Source organism: Bradyrhizobium sp. WSM4873 (assembly GCF_055811355.1).
The window spans coordinates 162,977-182,800 of sequence record NZ_JBVVPS010000002.1 but is presented as its reverse complement, the minus strand read 5'-3'; the positions used below and the strand labels follow the sequence as shown (position 1 = coordinate 182,800).

The window sequence follows — 19,824 nt, the reverse complement described above, 5'->3', positions numbered from 1 at the left end:
AGCCTGGATGGAGCGACGCGTAATCCGGGATTCTCGCCTGCGGCTCCCCGTGTTCCGCTACGCTCCATACGGGCTACGCGCCCACGGCTTGGCACGACCGCGCATCTCACATACGCTGCTCGTCAGCTCGCACCAATCAGCCATAATAAAAGCGGGCATCGAGGACACGCCATGGACCAGATCCGCGTCTGCACCCACGCAGGGCCGGGCAGTGAGCCCGTCATTCGCACCGTGCCATGGCCGAAGGTTGGCAAAAAGGCCGCGCTGATCAAGGTCGGCGCGTGCGGCGTCTGCGGCACGGACCTGCACATCCTGAAAGGACATTGGCCGAAGCCGCTGCCCTGGCCGTTCACGCTCGGCCACGAGCTCGGCGGCATCATCGTCGAATGCGGCGACGAATTCACCGAGGACTTCATGAGCAAGTCGCTCAAGGTCGGATCAAAAGTGATGATCCCGCCGCTGATGCCGTGCGGCCGCTGCTATTACTGCATCCATTATCCCCTGAGCGCCAACAAGTGCCTGACGCCGGTTTACTACGGCCGCTATCTCGGCTTCGACAAGGCACCTCACATGTGGGGCGGCTGGGCCGAATATGTCTATGTCGATCTCGACATGCTGCCGGGCACCAAGATCTACAAATTGCCTGACGACATGTCGCTGCGGCTGGGTGCGCTGTCGGAGCCGCTGACCTCCTGCATCCGCGCCTTCAATCGCGCCAGCCGCGCCGGCGGTTTTTCCTGGGGCAACACGGTGGTGATCCAGGGCTCGGGCCCGATCGGCATTCTCGCAGTCGCCGCGGCGCAGGAGATGGGGGCAGGGCGCGTGATCTGCGTCGGTGCGCCGGAGGAGCCGCGGCTCAAGCTCGCGCGCGAGTTCGGCGCCGAGGCGACGGTGAACATCGACGAACTGAAGTCACCACGAGACCGCATCGCACGCGTACGCGACATCGTCGGCGGCTTCGGCGCCGATCTGGTGATGGATTGCTCGGGCCACCCCTCCGCCGGCCCCGAAGGCATCGAGATGCTGCGCGACGGCGGCACCTATGTCGAGATGGGCCAGTTCACAGACGCCGGCTCGATCGAGACCTCCTGGCACCGCATCTGCACCAAGGATATCAACGTGCTGGGCTCCTGGGGTTTTACCGCCAACGATCTGCCGCTCGGCGTCGACATGCTCTATCGCACGGCGGACAAATATCCCTGGCTCAAGATGCAGACGATCTATCCGTTCACGGAAGAGGGGGTCGCACAGGCGGTCAGGGATGCGATGGCGATGAAGACGGTGAAATCAACCATCGTGCCGTGGCCGGAATTGGTGGAGTAACGATGGCATCGATCCCGCACGACCTCGCAGCGTTTCTGGTCGAATCCAAGCGCAGCACCTATGCGGGGCTGGACGACGACGCCACCGTGGCCGCTCCGCTGCTCAGAGGCTCCAAGCAGCTTGAGCATCGCGCGCCGCCTTATGCCTATCGCGATATCTATTTCGGGATGGGGTTCTTCGTCGGGCAGGAGACCGTGTCCCGGGATGAGCGCGTCATCTGGTCGATGAGCTACAGCGGTGGCGTCCGCGCGGAGATCACGGGGCGAGACACCTTCCTTGCGATCTACAAATTCCTGCGCAAGGCACTACTGGCCGTATCCGTGGAGGAGCCGTACCGGGGGCCGCATCTGTTTGAGCAGGACGGCATGATCTACCGCAACGAGGTCGAAGGCTCCTTCGATCGCTTCCACGGCATCGAGACGATTGCGCAGCAGGATGGCGCGCTGCTTTACGAGCTGCGCTATGGTGGTGGCATGTTGCGCTAGATGATCCGTAGCCCGGATGGAGCGCAGCGTAATCCGGGGCCGCCAGTCCCGTATTACGCTACGCTCCATACGGGCTACGGGCCGGCGTTTGGAATGAAGGACGAGATGACAAACGAACAAACGACCGAGCCAGGCCAACGCACGCGCTCGCCCTTCCGTGCCATCCGCGCGATCGACTACACCGTCGTCTTCGTGCGCGACATGGCGGCGATGCGCCGCTTCTATGAAGACGTCCTCGCGTTTCCGCTGCTGCGGGAGCTGTCGCCGAACTGGATCGAGTACGGCTTGGGCCCCAACACGCTGGCTCTCGCTACACCGGGCCGAACTGCGACTGACGCGCCGACGCCGGCGGGCAGTGCCGCGCTGCAACTGGCCTTCAGGGTGTCCGCGGCCGAAGTCGATGCGTGTGCCGACGAACTCGCACGCCACGGCGTGGCGCTGCTGTCACCCCCAACGAACCAGTCGTTCGGGCATCGGACGCTGTTCTTTCGCGACCCCGACGGCAATCTTTTGGAAGTCTATGCGGAGATCTGAACCGCGGGAGCGGGCGGCCGTGCACGAAAAGTTCCATCGAGTTTTTCACGCCGGGGTGAAACTCAGGCCCGGGTTTCGGCTTTCAGTTCACGGGAGAGTTCATCGTGAAGCGGATCCTGAAACCCGTCACTTACATCCTGGCCGCCATCTACTTCCTGGTGGATGCGGTCTTCATGGCCGTGGCGAGGCCGATCTCGCGCTGGATCGGGCGGCATCTCCATTTGAAGCGATTGCGCGGCTGGATCAGATCGCTGTCGCCTTATTGCTCGCTCGCGCTGTTTTCCGTGCCCGTCATCATCCTGGAGCCGGTCAAGCCCGTGGCGGCCTATCTCGCCGCAACCGGTCAGGTCGTGAGCGGGGCCGTGACATTCATCATCGGCGAGCTGCTCAAGCTCGTCCTGGTCGAGCGCCTGTTCCATCTCACGCGTGACAAGCTGATGCGGATTCCGGCCTTCGCCTGGGTCTATGGGAAGTTCACCGAGATGAGAGCATGGCTGCAGGCCACCGAAGCCTGGCGCGCGGTCCGCGCCTTGGGCCACGCGGCAAGAGACACTGTTGCCCGGGCCAGAGCCAGGCTGGCTGGCGGCTTCGGCAGGCTGGTGGCCTCCAGGGATTAGGGCCCGCGCGTCGCTCTCTATGCGAGTTTGCGCACTGCGGCGGCGGCTTCGGTGGAAAATCCCGCTAGATGCAGCGAAACGGCCCGAAAACGCTGGATGTAGTGGGTCGAGCCGACCGGTAAGCTTATTCTCGGCATCACCAAAGCCATGCGTCATAGGCATGGTGATTTGCCCGCACTTGGCGTAAAGAGCGTCCAAATCAAATCACCACGCGTGCGGCTGGACCATTTGCCGCCTACGCAGCTTCAGGTCGCGCGGCTCGACGTTCCGCGCCTGGACCAACCAAGGTTTATCCCGTGTCTTTTCCGACCATGAGTGCGCCGCTCGCCCGAGCTTTGGCCGAGCGCAACTACGACCGTCCGACCCCCGTTCAGCTCGCCGTGCTCACTGACGAAGCCGCTGACCGCGACCTCTTGGTTTCGGCCCAGACCGGCTCCGGCAAGACCCTGGCCTATGGGCTGGCCATGGCCAAGGATTTGCTTGGCGACGCCGAGCGGTTCGAGCGGGCGGGTGCACCGCTTGCCCTGATCGTGGCGCCGACCCGCGAGCTTGCCTTGCAGGTCCATCGCGAGCTGGCGTGGCTGTACGAGCATGCGAGTGGGCGCGTCGTCTCCTGCGTCGGCGGCATGGACCCCAGGCGCGAGCAGCGCGAGCTTGCGGCCGGCGCTCATATCGTCGTCGGCACGCCCGGCCGGTTGTGCGATCATTTGCGCCGCGGCCGTCTCGACATTTCGGAATTGAAGGTGGTCGTTCTCGACGAGGCCGACGAGATGCTCAATCTCGGCTTTCGCGAGGACATGGAATTCATTCTCAAGACCACGCCGGACACGCGCCGCACCCTGATGTTCTCGGCGACGTTCCCGCGCGGCATCGTCGCGCTGGCCAAGCAGTATCAGCAGCGGGCGTTCCGGATTGAAGTCGCCGGCGACGAAGGCGGTCATGCCGATATCGAGTATCGCGCGATCCGGATCGCGCCCGGCGATGCCGAGCACGCCGTCGTCAACGTGTTGCGCTTCTACGAGGCACCGAGCGCGCTGGTGTTCTGCAGCACGCGCGATGGCGTCCGGCATTTGCAGGCGGCGCTGCTGGAGCGTGGCTTCTCCGTGGTCGCTCTGTCAGGCGAATTGACGCAGAACGAGCGAACCACGGCGTTGCAGTCGCTGCGGGACGGACGCTCGCGCGTCTGCGTGGCAACCGACGTCGCCGCCCGCGGCATCGATCTGCCGAGCCTCGACCTCGTCATTCATGCGGATCTGCCCAACGACGCCGAGGTCATGCAGCATCGCTCCGGCCGCACCGGACGCGCGGGCCGCAAGGGGACCAGCGTCATGCTGGTGCCGCCCGTGCGGCGGCGGCGCGCGGAAATGCTGCTGAACGTCTCGGGCATCGACGCGGTCTGGGGGACGGCGCCGCAGCCGGATGAGATCCGCAAGCTCGATCATGAGCGCATGAAGGACGTGCTGTTCACGGAGGAGACCACCGCCGACGATCGGGCGCTGGCGCAGGCGCTATTGGCCGAGCGGTCGGCCGAGGAGATCGCCGCGTCACTCGCACGGCTCTATCGCGCGCGGCTGCCATCGCCCGAAGACATCATGGATCCCGGCGAGCGAGCTGGCCGGCCGCGCGAGGATCGCGGCCGCAACGATACGCGCGCACCGCGCGACGATGTCCGCGCTTCGCGTGGCGACGATCGGCCCGAAAGGGCTCGTCCCAAAGCGGGCAAATCGTCGTCGAAACATGGCATGGCGGATGGCAGCGTCTGGTTCCGGGCCAACATCGGACGAAAAAAGAACGCGGAAGCGCGCTGGCTGTTGCCGATGATCTGCCGCCGTGGCGGCATCGACAAGGGCGATATCGGCGCGATCAAGATCATGGACACCACGACCGAGTTCGAAATTTCCCAGCGGGTCGCGGACTCCTTCGCCGTGAAGATCAAGCGTCCGGACAAGGAAGACAATATCCGCCTCGAGCCGATGGCGGATGCGCCGCAGCGGCAAGCGGCTTCGGAAGAGCGGTCCCACGTGCCGCGGCGCGAGAGCGGCGACAGCGATCATCGTGAACGTCGAGACGATCGCCCGCGCGACAAGAGCGAATTCAAACCGCGCGGCAAGACTTTCGGCGAGCGCCCGACGAAATTCGACGACGCTCCGGCGTTCGCGAAGAAAAAGAAACATAAGACCAAGCCGGGCCATTCCGAAGCTTCGGTCACGCCGTGGTCTGAAAAGGGTGCGTCGGGCAAGAAGCCGAAGAAGAAAAAGCATCGCGGTTGAACGGGCGCTGTTCAGCAGCGACAGCAACGATGCCGCCGGATTGCACCGGCGACATCATCTGAAAAGCCGGATGGGCTCAGCGGCCACCGCCGCCGCCACCACCACCACCTCCGCCGCCACCACCGCCGGCATCGCGCATCGACGAGATGTAGCGGGGATCGGTCTGCTTCATGTAGGTGGGCGAGGTGTCGTGAGTGACGCTGACGCGGCTTCTGCCGCTCGGCGTTGGCTGCTCGATCAGGATGCCGCAGCCCTCGAAGAAAGCGGAATCGCAGCCATAGGTCCGGAATTGAGCCGCGTTGGCACTGGTTGCGCTGAACGCGGCCGTCGCAGCCAAGGCAAGCAAAGCAAGTTTCGACAATGTGAGTTTCATGGAAATTCTCCAGCCTCGATTCGGCGAGACCAGAACGGTCCGCACAGTTCTTGGACGAGAGCTGATCGAACCCGGTTCGAGGGAATAGCTTCACGCCGGCGTGAGCTGCGCCGGCGGGGCAGGGACGTTACGTCGCAGCGAGGTCGCGCAGCATGTAGGTTGCGCTGTCGCCGTAGGACGCGAGCTTTGCCCGCAGCTCCGCATCCGCCGTGACCGGCCGAAAGCCGAGACGCTGCCACAGCGGCCGCGTGGCGTAGACCGACACCAATGCGAGCATCGCGATTCCTGACGCGCGCGCGAGCTGTTCGACCACGACGACATAGTCGCGCGCAACGCCGCCGCGAAAGTCGGGCAGCACCGCGACGTCGTGCAAATAGAGGCAATCCGCATGGCCGGGCAGTTGCTCGAGGAAGCCGTCGAGCGGCGGAATCCGGTGCTGCATCCAGGGATGCGCGAGACCGTAGCCGACGATCCCGTCGTCCGCGACAAGCACGCGGCAGCCGTCAGGATAGAGCCGCATCTTTTCCGCGAAGACCTCAGGCCGCTCAGGCAGATCAGGATGGATCCGCGCTGCGATCACGCTGATCGCCGGCAGATCGGAGGCGCGGGCGGGACGCCAATGCGGCTTGCTCATGTCGATCCGTCGTTCCGTCTCAATCATCCCAGTTTATTCCGATGCGACGATGCGCGCAGCGAAAAATATCTTTGCCGCGATCTCAGGAATACGACGGCTCGCGCGGCGTCCTACCCATGCAAGCCCATTGCATGACAGGAGAGACCATGACGACATCCTCGATCCGCCTCGCGCTCACGCTCGCAATATCGCTCGCGATGGTTCCCGCTGCTTTCGCGGCACCGCCGACCAAGACCGGCAAGACCGACAAGGGCAATGTGCTCACCGACGCGAAGGGCATGTCGCTCTATACTTTCGACAAGGACGCGGACGGCAAGTCGGCCTGTAATGGTGCCTGCGCGACCAACTGGCCGGTGCTGAAGGCCGAAGCGAGCGATGCCGCCGCCGACGGCTACACCGTCATCACGCGCGACGACGGCTCGAAGCAATGGGCCTACAAGGGCAAGCCGCTCTACACCTTCGCCAAGGACACCAAGCCCGGCGACGTCACCGGCGACGGCTTTCTGAACGGCGCCTGGCATTTGGCGATGCCGTGAGCGGGGTGCACTCCTAGCGCAGCCCCTCATACACCATCAGCCCGCGTGCGATCTGCAGTTTGCGGATCGCGCGCGGCAGCAGTTTTTCCGGCTGGTGCAGATAGCGCCAGGAGGTGAGGGCGAACGGGCCGAGCGCGCCGCATTCGTCGTCGAACGGCGCGAGCACGCCTGTCACGCTCACAGGTGTATGCGGGCGGGCATTGAACGGCAGCAGCAGCAGCTCGAGATGCGCCTTGCTCCCGTCGTCGCGCGCGGCGGTGATGCCGGCGATTGCGCCGAGGCTCTCGTCGGCGACGATGGTCGTGATCTCCTCGATCTCGCGGCGGCTGCCTTCGTCGAACAGCGCCGCGAAGCTCGAGTCCTTGAGGTCGCACCCTGCGAGCGCGCAGACGCGCGTGCCGGCGACGCGGAACGGGAAGCCGAGATGGGGCTCGCAGGACAGCACGAAGATATCACCGAGCAGGCCGCGCACGGCGGCCGGATCGATATCGGCCCGGTCTGGCGCCCGCGCAGTACCGCGCTTCTCGTTCCAATATTCGAAGAACTCGCGGCTCGACGGATGTTTCATGGCTGAACGCTTATCCCGGGGCGCAAGCTTGCGGGACAAACCTGTCCCGCTTCAGTGCAGCCACGATCCCTGTGTTGTTGTGCAGGAGGGACTTTGCAGCGTCCATGCCGCCGCGGCGTTTTCGGCGCCCTTGGCGCTGCCTTTGCGTCGTTAACGTTAAATTAACTATGCGCTTTCCGTGCGCCGCCCCGCTGCTATGGTGGCCGCGGTCGCAAGCTTCGCCGCTTTTCTCCAGGTTCTCGGCGAGGCCTGTACACAGGCGTCAAACAGTTTGGTCACCGGCCGCGGGGAGGGGTGGGGATATTCCCGTCTCTCTGGGTACCGGAAGTCCGACACGGATAGGCAGGGCTTTCCCAGGGCCCTGCCTTTTCCTTTTGTGCACTTGCGCAGGGCGGGCAAAGGCGACTATCTCCAAGGCCTGTCGTCAAGACTGTCGCTCCGATCGCGCCTGAAAGCGAAGCCGCCTTGGATTCCCCGCCAAATTCTCCGCCGCAAGATCCTCCGTTGCAAGATGCTTCGTTGGAGGTGCCGGCCGTTGTCGGGGAGCCTCCGCGCGAGCCGATCCTGACGCTGCCGTTCGCGCTGACCGCCTATATCCTCCTGCTCGCGGCGATCCATCTGCGGGTGCTGCTGCCGCCGGAGCTGGAGAACTGGACCATCGACGTCTTCGGCTTCATCCCGAAGCGCTACGATTCCTCGCTGCTCAATCTGGAAATTCCCGGCGGGGCCGGCGCGAAGGTCTGGACCTTCGTCACCTATTCGCTGTTGCACGCCAATCTCACCCATATCGGCTTCAACGTGTTGTGGCTGTTGCCGTTCGGCAGCGCGCTGGCGCGGCGCTTTGGCGCCATCAGGTTCTTCCTGTTCCTCGCGGTGACGGCGGCGGCCGGCGCGCTTGCCCATCTCGTCACCCATGAGCACGCGGTGGCGCCGATGATCGGCGCCTCGGCCTCGGTGTCCGGCGCGATGGCGGCGGCCATCCGCTTCGCCTTCGTTCGCGGCAGCTTCCTGTCGTTCAGCCGATCGGATGCCGATACCGCCGCAAGAGTTCCGGCGCTGCCGCTGGCGCGCGCGCTGCGCGACGGGCGAGTGCTCGGTTTCCTCGCGGTGTGGTTCGGCGTGAACATCGTCTTCGGCGTCGGCGCGATCGGCGTCGATAGCGAGACCACGAGCGTCGCATGGCAGGCGCATATCGGCGGCTTCCTTGCCGGCCTGTTGCTGTTCACGCTGTTCGATCCCGTGCCGCGCGTGCGAAGCGATGCTGCGGATGCGTCATCACAGGACATTTCAGACCGCATTTGAAGCGGCGCTTGCGGCGCCGCCCGAATTCATCCATCATTCCCGAGAAGAATGTTCCGAAGCGACAGGCCACTAGCGGCTTTGCTTCGCAAAGCGCCCGAGCGTGAAACCGGCGCTGAAACTGTTAGTTGAAGACTCGAAGAACAAGTCCGGACCGCGAACAGCGGACGGTTGCGATTCAGGGAGGCGACAATGACGGTACGTTCGATTCTCAACACCAAGGGCCACCAGATCATGAGCGTCGAGCCGGACGCGAAGCTGGCGGTCGCGGTCAAACTGCTCGGCGAGAAGAAGATCGGCGCTGTGCTGGTGATGAACCAGAGCCGGCTGGAAGGCATCCTCTCGGAGCGCGACATCGTGCGGGTGATCGGCGAGCGCGGCGCCGGCGCGCTGGAGGAGCCGGTCTCTCAGGTCATGACCCGCAAAGTGGTCACCTGCAAAGAGACCGACACGGTCGCCGAGCTCATGGAGATGATGACCACCGGCAAGTTCCGCCATCTGCCCGTGGTCGACAACGGCAAGGTGGTCGGCCTGATCTCGATCGGCGACATCGTCAAGCGTCGGGTGCAGGAATACGAGTCCGAGCAGGAAGCTCTGCGCGACTACATCAAGACCGCCTGATCAGTAAGACCGCCTGATCAGGCCTGCTGGTCGGCTTTGGGCGCGGCGCCCTCGGGCGCCGGCGCAAGTTCCTGGATTGCCTCCTGGATGGACTCCAGCGCGCGCTCGGCAGCGCGGGTGCCCAGGGCGATGAGGTCCTCGGAGCGGTGGAAATCGAACCAGCCGAATTGACCGATCCGCGGTGTGATCAGCATATCGGGCGGATCGCCGGCGAGGCGGGCACGGGTGATGCGGTCCTGCATGATGTTGAAGGCGTCGACCATCACCGAAGAGAGGCCGGGCCGGGCGCTGCCGCCGCCGAAGAACTCGCGCTTCACCGTCTTCTCAGGCGAGAAGAATCTCGGGAAGCGCCGCTTTGACGCCGGCTCTTCGGTCGGGGGGATCACCGGTTCAGGTATCGCGCCGTGCGAATACACCGTCGTCGAATAGGTGAAGATGTCGCTGGAAAGATTTGCGGCGATGACGATTTCCGCGCCGAGCGCACGGGCGGCCGAGACCGGCACCGGGTTCACCAATGCGCCGTCGACCAGCCAGCGATCGCCGATCAGGACCGGAGAGAAGATGCCCGGCAGCGCATAGGAGGCGCGCATCGCGTCGACCACGCGCCCGCGCGTCAGCCAGATCTCGTGGCCGGTACGGACCTCGGTCGCGACGGCGGCGAACTTGATCGGGAGATCCTCGATCTGGCTCTGGCCGCAGGCAGCCTCGAGCCGGGTCGCCAACTTCTCGCCGCCGATCAGGCCGGAGCCGTTGAGGCGGATGTCGAGATAGCCGAGGATGTTGCGCATCCCTTGCAGGCTGCGGCCCCATTCTTCCAGCGTATCGAGCCGGCCGGCCGCATAGAGGCCGCCGACCACCGCGCCGATCGAGGTGCCGACCACGACGTCGGGCACGATTCCGTTGGCGAGCAGGGTCCGGATAATGCCGATATGAGCGAAGCCGCGCGCCGCGCCGCCGCCAAGCGCAAGGCCGATGACCGGCCGGCGGATGCTGCCCAGGCCGACTTTCTCGGCGACCCTATCGCTGTTCGAACCCCGACCCTTCAATATGTCCAGCACCGAAACTCTCCTACGCCGGGACCCGCCATCAGACTAGGCACCGTACTCGCGCTCCGCCAGAACCGGGCCGAAGCATGGTTTATGCCGGTTTGGGAAGCGCACGGGGCAGGAGTATGGCGAGGCGCAGCTGCCTCTCGGGTAATCACGCAGGCGTCAACCAGGTTCCAAAACCGTGTCGGGCCGTATTTCTCGGGGAGTCAGAGGCTTGAATTTGCCGCGTTTTCGGTGAAAAGCAGGTGGCATGACTCTCGGGGGTGACGGCATCATCGGATGGCGGCGCAGCGCATCGCTGCTGCCGGCGCTGGTCCTTGCTGCCTGCCTCTATACTCTTGGCCAAAATGCTGCGCAGGCGCAGCTTTTCTCCGATCGTCCGCCGCCGGTGCCGCCCGCGTCGGTGCCAGATCCCGGCGGTGCCGTCAGCCTGGCGCCGCCCTCCGGCCCGGGTGCCGGACCGCCGAGCCTGCCGCCGACCCTGTTGCAGCCGACCACGCCCAGCATGCCGCCGCCCGCGGTCACGACCGTGCCGTCCGCTCCGCCGCTCAACGCGGCCGTGCCCGGACAGGGCGTGCTGTCGCTGACGGCGAAATACGGCAAGGACACCCCGCCGATCACCAGCGGTCTGGTCTGGCGCGTGTTTGCCGATCGTCCCGACGAGAACGGCACCTTCAAGCTGATCCGCGAAGACCGCAATGCCACGCCGAACATCGTGCTGCCGCCCGGCAATTACGTCGTGCACGTCGCCTTTGGTCTGGTCAGCGCGGTGCGCACCGTCGCCCTGAAGGCCGAAACCGACCGGGAATCCTTCGTGCTGCCCGCCGGCGGCTTGCGCATCGAGGGCCGCGTCGGCACCAGTCGCATTCCGCAGAACCAGATCTCGTTCGCGATCTACAAGGGCAGCCAGTTCGAATCCGGCGAGCGCGCCTCCCTGGTGCCGAACGTCGCCGCCGGTGACGTCGTGCTGCTGCCGGAGGGTACCTATTACATCATCTCGAATTACGGTGATGCCAATTCGGTGGTGCGCTCGGACATCCGCGTCCAGGCCAGCAAGCTCACCGACGTCACCATCACCCACCGCGCCGCCGTCATCACGCTCAAGCTTGTCAGCGACAGGGGCGGCGAGGCGCTCGCCAACACCGCCTGGTCGGTGCTGACCCCGGGCGGCGACGTCATCAAGGAATCGATCGGCGCCTTTCCGCGCGTCGTGCTCTCCGAAGGCGAATACCGCGCCATCGCCAAGAACGAGGGCAAGGTTTACGAGCGCGGCTTCAACGTCGTCAACGGCGTCGACGGCGAAGTAGAAGTCGTCGCGCGGTAGTGCGTGAGCGGTGATCCCGCATGCGGCCCGACGCAGGTCTTCGTGTCTGGTGAATACTTCTCATTCAGCGCACGGATCTCCCATATCGTATTACCGCCAGTCCCGCGTGCGAAAGCAGATGCTCTCCGCTGCCCGGTTTGGCGTTGCGATTTGGTTGGTGTTTCGATTTGAACAGCTCTGGCAGCGCTACCAAGAAGGACCGACCAACACCGGCACTGCCGGCTTATTCCAGCGACGCCGCGACTTCCTCACAGCCGGTGCAAGATACCTATTTCCGATAATCAATTTTAGTCGCTTTCCATCCTGCTGCGCTATATGTCGGGCATCACTCCAACGGAGGAGGCCGGAGCAGGCTCGTGCGTCTGCGAGACCGGCAAGGAGCAGGGGCCAAGCTCGTCGACATGTTCGAAGTGATCCTCACCAGGCGTAAGCGGTTCGGCTGGCGGTGGCAGGTGTGCGACCAATCCGGCAAGAAATTTGCCGATGGCTTCGAGCGCACCCGGCCGTCCGCCAAATATCATGGCGAGCGCGCATTGTTCTTTCTGTTGTCGCAGGCCCATCTGCGCAGCCGCTTGGCGACGTCCAGCGAGGACTAGTCGCGTCCGAAGGTCCGTAGCCCGGATGGAGCGCAGCGCAATCCGGGACCGCTGCGTCCGCCTTCGACAACCCCGGATTACGCTGCGCTCCATCCGGGCTACAAGGCCGTGTGTTGCCCGTCGGGCAAAACACCGAAACTGTCCGTCAACGCGCGCCACCAAAAATATTCCGCTTTACCGAAATTCGGAAATAGCATATCCACGCCTCACTCCGGCCCAAGGAAGAGGGGCGTATCGCGATCGTCACGAACGCGGGCCGGACGGCGGTGGACGTTGGTCACATCGGCGCGAAGGGTTTCGCAGGGCGGGCAACCGTGAGCGAAAGCGTCGCGCACACGACCGGTGTGACCGGCGTACGGCAAAATCGTGTGGTCCTGACGCCCGGGGTCTGTGCGTCAAGTCTTGTGGTGATGTGGTTGCCCAACCGGGCACACGCGTCAGCCATCCGCAAGGCGACGGGGGCAATAGTGCATCGCTCCCCGGGGAGATCACGACATAAGCCGTAAAGCCACTGCGCAGGGAAGGCCGTGTGTTGGGCTTCACCTGTATGCCGCTGTGCATTGTTCTTACGACAATCTCGCACAGTGGACCGCGGGTGCCAGCCGGCACCCGGTCTTCCCTGCGCCCTCCTTCAATTGAGGGTGAGGCGACGAAGCAAAGCTCGGGCGAACAAGCCGCGAGATGGCGAAGGTGTGTCTGCGAGTGAGATGCGAATTTAAAGAGCGACGCTGCCACCCGCAGATTCCGTCATTGCGAGCGCAGCGAAGCAATCCAGTCTGCCGCCGCGGAAAGATTCTGGATTGCTTCGCTGCGCTCGCAACGACACTGCTGATGCAGCGGTGCGCCAAAGCTTCGGTCTCACGCGCCGCCTCCGCAACGCCTTCGCACAACCGTCATAGTCTCTAACGCCCACTAACCAACGCCCGACTTTAAACTGTCATAATCGCCGAACGGAACCCGCGCTCGTGCGCTCTTTACACACCGTTAAGCGCGGCTGCATTGGATGCGGCGGGAAAGTGCGTTGGGGACTGCCATGAGTGCCGTGAAGAAAGTGTCGGGAAAACCGGCCGCCGAAATGTTCGACGACATCCCGGTGCTTCAGCGCAAATGGCGTGCCGCGTTGAAGCCGGGCGAACGGCTGCCGCGCTACGAGGACGTGATGCTCGGCAGCCTGGGGCGGCTCGCCGACCACATCGCGCTGCTCAAGGGCGACGGCGCGCTCGAACTGTCGCGCAGCGGACGCTACGTGCAGAAATGGCTCGGCGAAGAGCGCTGGGACATCCCGGTCGCCGCGCTCTCGCCCGATTGCGCTACCGCGCTGTCGGAAGCCGCGGCGAGCGCGCTCGCCAACGGGCGGCCACACCTGGCCAGCGCCCATTGCGTGCGCGACGGCATGGTCAGGACATTTGATGTGCTGGCGCTGCCGACCGCATCGCGCTGGGGCGCGACGCTGGTCGGCGCCTACATCAACGAACGCGGCGCGCAATACAATCTCCTGGACGCGATCTTCGCGTCGACCGACGACGCGGTGGTCTCGCTGGCGACGCTGCGCGATGCGGGGGGCAAGCCGTTCGATCTCCAGATCGTGCACCACAACAAGAGTGCGGCGCTGCTGCTGAAGGCCGAAGGCGCGAGCCTGCTGTGGCGCCGGATCGGCGAGGGCGACACGCTGCTGGCCTCGGTTGAAGTCATGGAATTCTTGCTCAAAGCCGTCTCCGGCGGTCGCGGCGAGCAGCTCGAGATCGAGAACGACGGACGCCATCTCCGGCTGAGCGCCACCGCGTTTGCCGACGTGGTCTCGCTGACGATCTCGGATGTCACTGTGTTGAAGCGGCGCGACGCCTCTTTCCGCCTGCTGTTCGACAACAACCCGATGCCGATGTGGGTGTTCGACGCCGCGAGCAAGCAGTTTCTCAGCGTCAACGATGCCGCGGTCCAGCATTACGGCTACAGCCGCGCCGCCTTCCTGCGCATGAAGTTGCACGAGATCTGGCCGCAGGACGAATGGGGCAGCCACGCCGAGGCGCTCGAACGCATCGGCGACGCCTATCACTCCTCGCGCAACTGGCGGCATCTGCGCGCCGACGGCAGCGAGATCGAGGTGTTGACCTTCGGCCGCCGCGTCGCCTTCGACGATCGCGACGGCTATCTGGTCGCGGTGGTCGACATCACCGAACGGCGCAAGGCCGAGGCGCGGATCGCCCACATGGCGCACCATGACGGGCTCACCGATCTGCCGAACCGCGAATACTTCCAGGAGCGCTTGAAGCAGGCGCTCGACCAGGCCAGCGGAAAGCGGGTCGGGGTGCTCTACCTCGATCTCGACCTGTTTAAGAACGTCAACGATTCCTTCGGCCATCCGGTGGGCGACCGCCTGTTGAAGGAGGTTGCCGCCCGTCTGAGCACCGCGGTCCGCGGCGCCAATCTCGCGGCCCGGCTCGGCGGTGACGAGTTCGCGGTGATCCTGGGGGCCGACGTCAGGCCCAACGAGGCCAGCGCCTGCGCGAGCTTGCTGATCGACCTGCTGAAGGCGCCCTACGAGATCGACGGTCAGGAGATGGTGATCGGCGCCAGCATCGGCATCGCGCTGTCGCCGGGTGATGGCGTGACGTCGGAAGAGTTGATGCGCAACGCCGACATGGCGCTGTACCGGGCGAAGTCGGACGGCGGCGGCGTGCATCATTTCTTCGAGCGCAAGATGGATTTGCAGGCGCAGAAGCGCCGTGACATGGAGCTCGATCTGCGCCGCGCGTTTGCCAATGGCGAGTTCGAGCTGCACTACCAGCCGCTGGTCTCGATCGCCTCCGACCGCATCTCCGGCTTCGAGTCGCTGCTGCGCTGGCATCACCCCGACAAGGGCATGATCTCGCCGGCGGAGTTCATTCCGGTCGCCGAGGACATCGGCCTGATCACCCAGCTCGGTGAGTGGGTGCTGCGCGTGGCTTGCTCCGAGGCGGTGAAATGGCCCGTCGACGTCAAGGTCGCGGTTAATCTGTCGCCGGCGCAGTTCCGAAGCCGCAATCTGGTTCAGGTCGTGATCTCGGCACTGGCGCAGTCCGGCCTGTCGCCGAAGCGGCTCGAGCTCGAGATCACCGAGTCGATCTTCCTGGCCGAGACCGACGCCAATCTCGCCATCCTGCATCAGTTGCGCGAGCTCGGCGTCAGCATCTCCATGGATGATTTCGGCACCGGTTATTCCAGCCTCAGCTATCTCCGCAGCTTCCCCTTCGACAAGATCAAGATCGACCGCTCCTTCGTCAAGGATTTGGCAGGGCGGCCCGATTGCGTCGCGATCGTTCGCGCGATCTCGGGGCTTGGCCGCAGCCTCAACATCACCACGACCGCGGAAGGCGTCGAGACCGAGGATCAGCTCGCGTGGTTGCGCGCCGAAGGCTGCAACGAAGTGCAGGGCTTCTTGTTCAGCGCGGCGCGGCCCGCCGCCGAGATCGCAAAGCTGCTCGCCGATTTCGGCCAGCGTGCTTCACGGGCGGCGTAACTCGGGCGGATAACAATCATAGACCAGCGCTTTGAAGGCGGGCGTGATGCGGCTGCGCTCGTTCTGAGTCTGCTGCATCAGCAGGTAGACCATGTCGAGCTTGGGATCGACGCCGAAATAGGTGCCGCTGCCACTGTCCCATTTCAACTCGCCGAGCGAGCCGGGCGGAGGCGGTCTGGCGTTGCCGGGATCGGTCCGCACCGCGAGGCCATAGCCATAGCCGAAGCCGTCGCCCGGAAAATAGAAGTAATCGCGTCCGACGCCCGAGCCCGGCCCGACGTGATCGGTCGTCATGGCCTTGAACGCGGCGGGGCTCAGATAGCGCTTGCCGTCGAACTCGCCGCCATTGAGCAGCATCTGCGAGAAACGCTGATAGTCGGTGATGGTCGAGAGCAGTCCTCCGCCGCCGGACTGCCATTCGGGATGGTCCAGGCGCTCGCGCTCGGCGGCGAGCAGGATGTTGTCGTTCGGCAGCGGCCGTGCCATCCGCGCGAGCTCGTCCTCGGTCGTCAGCGCGAATTTGGTGCTGCTCATGCCGAGCGGATCGAAGATGCGCTGCTTGAGGAATGCGTACAGCGTCTGGCCCGAGATGATCTCGATGACGCTGCCGAGCACGTCGGTGGAATGACCGTAGCGCCACAGCGTCCCCGGCTGCCGCGCCAGCGGCAGCTTCGCGATGCGTTGGGCGAATTCCCTGTTGTTGAACTGACCTTCGAAGATATTGGCGGCCTTGTAGGCCTGCTCGACCCATTTGCCACCGATATAGTCGTAGCTGATGCCGGAGGTGTGCCGCAGCAGATCCTCGATGTTGACGGGACGGATGGGGGCCACGAGATCCAGATGCAACGTGCCGTCGGGATTGGTGACCTCCAGTCCCACCTTGGTGTCGGCGAAGAGAGGAATGTATTTCGACACGGGATCGGCGAGCGCAAGCTTGCCCTCGTCGATCAGCATCATCGCGCCAAGGCACGTGATCGGCTTGGTCATCGAGTGGATGGCGAAGATCGTATCGGACGTCATCGCGAGGCCCGTCCTGGTGTCGCGCACGCCGAAAGTCTTCAGATAGACCGGCTTGCCGTGCTGCTGGACCAGCACCACTACGCCCGGCAGCCGGCCGCTCGTCACCTCGTTGTCGAAATACGCGGTGATACGGTCGAGCCCGTCGGACGACGGCGCGGGGATGTCGGCGGCGCGGCTTCGCGCCATCGTGCCGGCCAGCAGCGCGGCTCCGACCAGAAATTCACGACGCTTCATCCGGGCCTCCTCCCTTGCCGGGATCAAAGCCGCAAGACGTCGAAGGCGTCAACACGCCTTCGGTTAAAATCGCGTCACGATTTCAGAAAGGACCGGTCGCGGACGGTCTTCGCTCGGCCTGGTCGGCTTGCCGATATGGACGAAGCCGGCGAGTTTCTCGTCCGGCTTGAGGCCGAGGCCGTCCAGCACGTCGCGATCGAACGAGAACCAGCCGGTCAGCCAGCAGGCGCCGTAGCCGAGCGCGGTCGCGGCCGTGACGATGTTCATGACGCTGGCGCCGGCCGACAATTCCTGCTCGAAGGCCGGCACCTTCGGATGCGGCTTGGTGAAGCTGACGATGCCGATCACCAGCGGCGCATCCCTGAGGCGTTTGCGCTCGGTCTCGACATCGGCCGCCGCCGCGCCGGGATTCTTCCGGGCAAACACCTTCGCGATCACTTCGCCGGCGCGCTGGCGCGCATCGCCCTCGAAGACGATGAAGCGCCAGGGCGCGAGCTTGCCATGATCGGGCACGCGCGCGCCGATGGTGAGGATGGTCTCGAGCTCGGCGGGGGAGGGGCCGGGCCCGGACATCTCGCGCGGTTTGACCGAGCGGCGGGTCTTCAGGAGTTCGATGGCGTCGGGCACTGCGGTTTCCTCTTCGGCTGGTCGTCGGACGTGCAATCCCCACATAGGAATGCACGCCCGCAACCGAAAGCGAGTTTAGACCGATTTCAGATGTCAGACGGCGCCGCGCGCCCGCTTCACATCCGGCGGGGTCGCTTCGTCGACGAGGGCCGCGATCGCCTCCGCCGTCGTCGTGACATTCTGCCCGTCACTGCCGAGCCGGCGGATCGAGACCGACTGCGTCTCGGCCTCTTTCTTGCCGACCACGAGCAGTGCCGGAATCTTGGCCAGCGAATGCTCGCGGACCTTGTAGTTGATCTTTTCGTTGCGCAGGTCGATCTCGGCTCTAAGTCCCGCACGCCGGACCTGCTCCAGCACCTGCTTGGCATACTCGTCGGCTTCCGACGTGATGGTGGTGACCACCACCTGCACCGGCGACAGCCAGAGCGGGAAGTTGCCGGCATAGTGCTCGATCAGGATGCCGATGAAGCGCTCCATCGAACCGCAGATCGCGCGGTGCACCATCACCGGCGGCTTCTTGCTGCTGTCGTGGTCGATGTAGAACGCACCGAACCGTTCCGGCAGGTTGAAGTCGACCTGCGTGGTGCCGCACTGCCAGTCGCGGCCGATGGCGTCGCGCAGCACATATTCGAACTTCGGCCCGTAGAAGGCGCCTTCGCCCGGATTGATCTCGGTCTTGATGTGATTGTTCTGCGACTGGATCTCGCGCAGCACCGTCGCCATCACGCGCTCGGCGTGATCCCACATCGCGTCGGTGCCGACGCGTTTCTCCGGCCGGGTCGACAGTTTCACGGTGAGATCGCCGGTGAAGCCGAAATCGGCATAGGTCGACAGGATCAGCTCGTTGATCTTCAGGCACTCGTCGGCGAGCTGATCCTCCATGCAGAAGATGTGCGCGTCGTCCTGGGTGAAGCCGCGCACGCGCATCAATCCATGCATCGCGCCGGATGGTTCGTACCGGTGCACCACGCCGAACTCGGCGAGCCGCAGCGGCAGGTCGCGGTAGCTCTTGAGGCCATGCTTGAAGATCTGCACGTGGCCTGGGCAGTTCATCGGCTTGAGCGCGAACCAGCGCTTGTCCTCGGCCTCCTCGCCGGCCGACTGCGCCGCGAACATGTTCTCGCGGTACCAGCCCCAATGGCCGGAGGTCTCCCACAGCGACTTGTCGAGGATCTGCGGGGCATTGACCTCGCTGTAGTCGCCGGCCAGGCGCCGCCGCATATAGGCGATCAGCTGCTGGAAGATGGTCCAGCCCTTGGCGTGCCAGAACACGACGCCCGGACCTTCCTCCTGGAAGTGGAAGAGGTCGAGCTCGCGCCCGAGCTTGCGATGGTCGCGCTTTTCCGCTTCCTCGATCTGCTTCAGATAAGCGTCGAGGTCCTCCTGCTTGGAGAATGCCGTGCCGTAGATGCGGGTCAGCATCGGGTTGTTGCTGTCGCCGCGCCAATAGGCGCCGGCCACCTTCATCAGCTTGAAGGCGTTGCCGACCTTGCCGGTCGAAGTCATGTGCGGGCCGCGGCAGAGATCGAACCAGTCGCCCTGGTAATAGATCTTGATCGGCTCGTTGCCGGGAATGGCGTCGACCAGCTCGACCTTGAACGCCTCGCCCTTGTCGCGGAACACCTGTTTGGTCTTTTCGCGATCCCAAACCTCCTTGGTGAAAGGTTTGTCGCGCGCGATGAGCTCGCGCATCTTTTTCTCGATCGCGGCAAAGTCTTCCGGCGTAAACGGCTCGTTGCGGAAGAAATCGTAATAGAAGCCGTTCTCGATCACGGGGCCGATGGTGACCTGGGTGCCCGGCCACAGCGTCTGCACGGCTTCGGCCAGCACGTGGGCGCAGTCATGGCGGATCAGCTCGAGCGCGCGCGGATCGTCGCGGTTGATCAGCTCGATCCTGGCATCGGCTTCGATGGGATCGTCGAGGTCGGAGACCACGCCGTCGAGCGCCATCGCGACCGTGCGCTTGGCCAGCGACGGCGAAATGCCCTTGGCGAGATCGAGACCGGTGATGCTCTTGGCGTATTCACGCCGGGCGCCGTCCGGGAAGGTGAGGGTGATTTTTTCCGGTGGGGTCACGGGTCTCAAATTGCTGAGGCTGTACTGAAAGCCGGATTCGGATTTGGGCTGTTCGGACTTGGACTGGTCCTTGGACGGGTCCTTGGGCTGGTCGGTCATGGCATGTCTCCTGAGGCTCACTCCTGCGAACGAGCGCAGGTAA

At 64.5% G+C, this 19,824-nt stretch carries 18 protein-coding genes; 11 read left to right on the top strand and 7 right to left on the bottom strand.

Annotated elements, in window-relative coordinates; all coding sequences use genetic code 11:
* Window positions 1–171: 171 nt before the first annotated feature.
* The 5 genes from AC0L21_RS04910 (at window position 172) to AC0L21_RS04890 (ending at window position 5,229) form a co-directional block, all read left to right on the top strand.
* Window positions 172–1,323: a zinc-binding dehydrogenase gene (locus tag AC0L21_RS04910; RefSeq protein WP_473258777.1), complete on the top strand. Its 1,152-nt coding sequence runs from the start codon at window positions 172–174 to the stop codon at window positions 1,321–1,323.
* A 2-nt stretch (window positions 1,324–1,325) separates the two neighbouring features.
* The gene (locus AC0L21_RS04905) at window positions 1,326–1,808 is read left to right on the top strand and encodes a DUF5680 domain-containing protein (RefSeq protein ID WP_473258775.1); all 483 of its coding nucleotides are present in this window, start codon (window positions 1,326–1,328) and stop codon (window positions 1,806–1,808) included.
* 93 nt (window positions 1,809–1,901) lie between these two features.
* Window positions 1,902–2,342: a VOC family protein gene (locus AC0L21_RS04900; RefSeq protein WP_473258772.1), complete on the top strand. Its 441-nt coding sequence runs from the start codon at window positions 1,902–1,904 to the stop codon at window positions 2,340–2,342.
* Window positions 2,343–2,446: 104 nt separating this feature from the next.
* Window positions 2,447–2,959, top strand: a complete 513-nt coding sequence (locus tag AC0L21_RS04895; protein WP_473258770.1) for a hypothetical protein — start codon at window positions 2,447–2,449, stop codon at window positions 2,957–2,959.
* A 311-nt stretch (window positions 2,960–3,270) separates the two neighbouring features.
* The gene (locus tag AC0L21_RS04890; protein WP_473259429.1) at window positions 3,271–5,229 is read left to right on the top strand and encodes a DEAD/DEAH box helicase; all 1,959 of its coding nucleotides are present in this window, start codon (window positions 3,271–3,273) and stop codon (window positions 5,227–5,229) included.
* Window positions 5,230–5,305: 76 nt separating this feature from the next.
* Here the strand turns inward: AC0L21_RS04890 and AC0L21_RS04885 are convergent, their stop codons facing one another.
* Together AC0L21_RS04885 and AC0L21_RS04880 are read right to left on the bottom strand one after the other, a co-directional pair.
* Complete coding sequence (locus AC0L21_RS04885; protein ID WP_473258768.1) at window positions 5,306–5,602, bottom strand: hypothetical protein; 297 nt, start codon at window positions 5,600–5,602, stop codon at window positions 5,306–5,308.
* Window positions 5,603–5,729: 127 nt separating this feature from the next.
* On the bottom strand, window positions 5,730–6,236 hold the full coding sequence (locus AC0L21_RS04880; RefSeq protein ID WP_473259426.1) for a GNAT family N-acetyltransferase: 507 nt from the start codon (window positions 6,234–6,236) through the stop codon (window positions 5,730–5,732).
* Window positions 6,237–6,382: 146 nt separating this feature from the next.
* On the opposite strand from AC0L21_RS04880, the gene AC0L21_RS04875 reads away from it, so the two are divergent.
* The gene (locus tag AC0L21_RS04875) at window positions 6,383–6,772 is read left to right on the top strand and encodes a COG4315 family predicted lipoprotein (protein WP_473258765.1); all 390 of its coding nucleotides are present in this window, start codon (window positions 6,383–6,385) and stop codon (window positions 6,770–6,772) included.
* 13 nt (window positions 6,773–6,785) lie between these two features.
* On the opposite strand, the gene AC0L21_RS04870 is transcribed toward AC0L21_RS04875, so the two are convergent.
* Window positions 6,786–7,340, bottom strand: a complete 555-nt coding sequence (locus AC0L21_RS04870) for a PAS domain-containing protein (RefSeq protein WP_473258762.1) — start codon at window positions 7,338–7,340, stop codon at window positions 6,786–6,788.
* A gap of 465 nt (window positions 7,341–7,805) precedes the next feature.
* Between AC0L21_RS04870 and AC0L21_RS04865 the strand changes: the two genes are divergently transcribed.
* Window positions 7,806–8,642 carry a rhomboid family intramembrane serine protease gene (locus AC0L21_RS04865; RefSeq protein ID WP_473258760.1) on the top strand — a complete coding sequence of 279 codons (837 nt, stop codon included), beginning with the start codon at window positions 7,806–7,808 and terminating at the stop codon, window positions 8,640–8,642.
* A 189-nt stretch (window positions 8,643–8,831) separates the two neighbouring features.
* Window positions 8,832–9,260, top strand: a complete 429-nt coding sequence (locus AC0L21_RS04860; protein WP_007611784.1) for a CBS domain-containing protein — start codon at window positions 8,832–8,834, stop codon at window positions 9,258–9,260.
* A gap of 17 nt (window positions 9,261–9,277) precedes the next feature.
* On the opposite strand, the gene AC0L21_RS04855 is transcribed toward AC0L21_RS04860, so the two are convergent.
* On the bottom strand, window positions 9,278–10,318 hold the full coding sequence (locus AC0L21_RS04855) for a patatin-like phospholipase family protein (protein ID WP_473258758.1): 1,041 nt from the start codon (window positions 10,316–10,318) through the stop codon (window positions 9,278–9,280).
* 241 nt (window positions 10,319–10,559) lie between these two features.
* Between AC0L21_RS04855 and AC0L21_RS04850 the strand changes: the two genes are divergently transcribed.
* The 3 genes from AC0L21_RS04850 to AC0L21_RS04840 all read left to right on the top strand — a co-directional run bounded on the left by AC0L21_RS04850 (window position 10,560) and on the right by AC0L21_RS04840 (window position 15,725).
* Window positions 10,560–11,633, top strand: coding sequence for a hypothetical protein (locus tag AC0L21_RS04850; protein ID WP_473258755.1), 1,074 nt, complete (start codon window positions 10,560–10,562; stop codon window positions 11,631–11,633).
* Window positions 11,634–11,989: 356 nt separating this feature from the next.
* Entirely contained in the window at window positions 11,990–12,229 is a 240-nt protein-coding gene (locus AC0L21_RS04845) for a hypothetical protein (RefSeq protein ID WP_473258753.1), read from the top strand.
* A gap of 1,033 nt (window positions 12,230–13,262) precedes the next feature.
* Window positions 13,263–15,725, top strand: coding sequence for a putative bifunctional diguanylate cyclase/phosphodiesterase (locus tag AC0L21_RS04840; protein ID WP_473258749.1), 2,463 nt, complete (start codon window positions 13,263–13,265; stop codon window positions 15,723–15,725).
* Here the strand turns inward: AC0L21_RS04840 and AC0L21_RS04835 are convergent.
* The 3 genes from AC0L21_RS04835 to thrS all read right to left on the bottom strand — a co-directional run bounded on the left by AC0L21_RS04835 (window position 15,711) and on the right by thrS (window position 19,781).
* Complete coding sequence (locus AC0L21_RS04835; protein ID WP_473258747.1) at window positions 15,711–16,979, bottom strand: serine hydrolase domain-containing protein; 1,269 nt, start codon at window positions 16,977–16,979, stop codon at window positions 15,711–15,713. The genes AC0L21_RS04840 and AC0L21_RS04835 overlap by 15 nt on opposite strands.
* Window positions 16,980–17,042: 63 nt before the next feature.
* Window positions 17,043–17,606: a nitroreductase family protein gene (locus tag AC0L21_RS04830; protein WP_473258745.1), complete on the bottom strand. Its 564-nt coding sequence runs from the start codon at window positions 17,604–17,606 to the stop codon at window positions 17,043–17,045.
* A gap of 93 nt (window positions 17,607–17,699) precedes the next feature.
* Window positions 17,700–19,781, bottom strand: coding sequence for a threonine--tRNA ligase (gene thrS, locus AC0L21_RS04825; RefSeq protein ID WP_473258742.1), 2,082 nt, complete (start codon window positions 19,779–19,781; stop codon window positions 17,700–17,702).
* Between the last annotated feature and the right edge of the window lie 43 nt (window positions 19,782–19,824).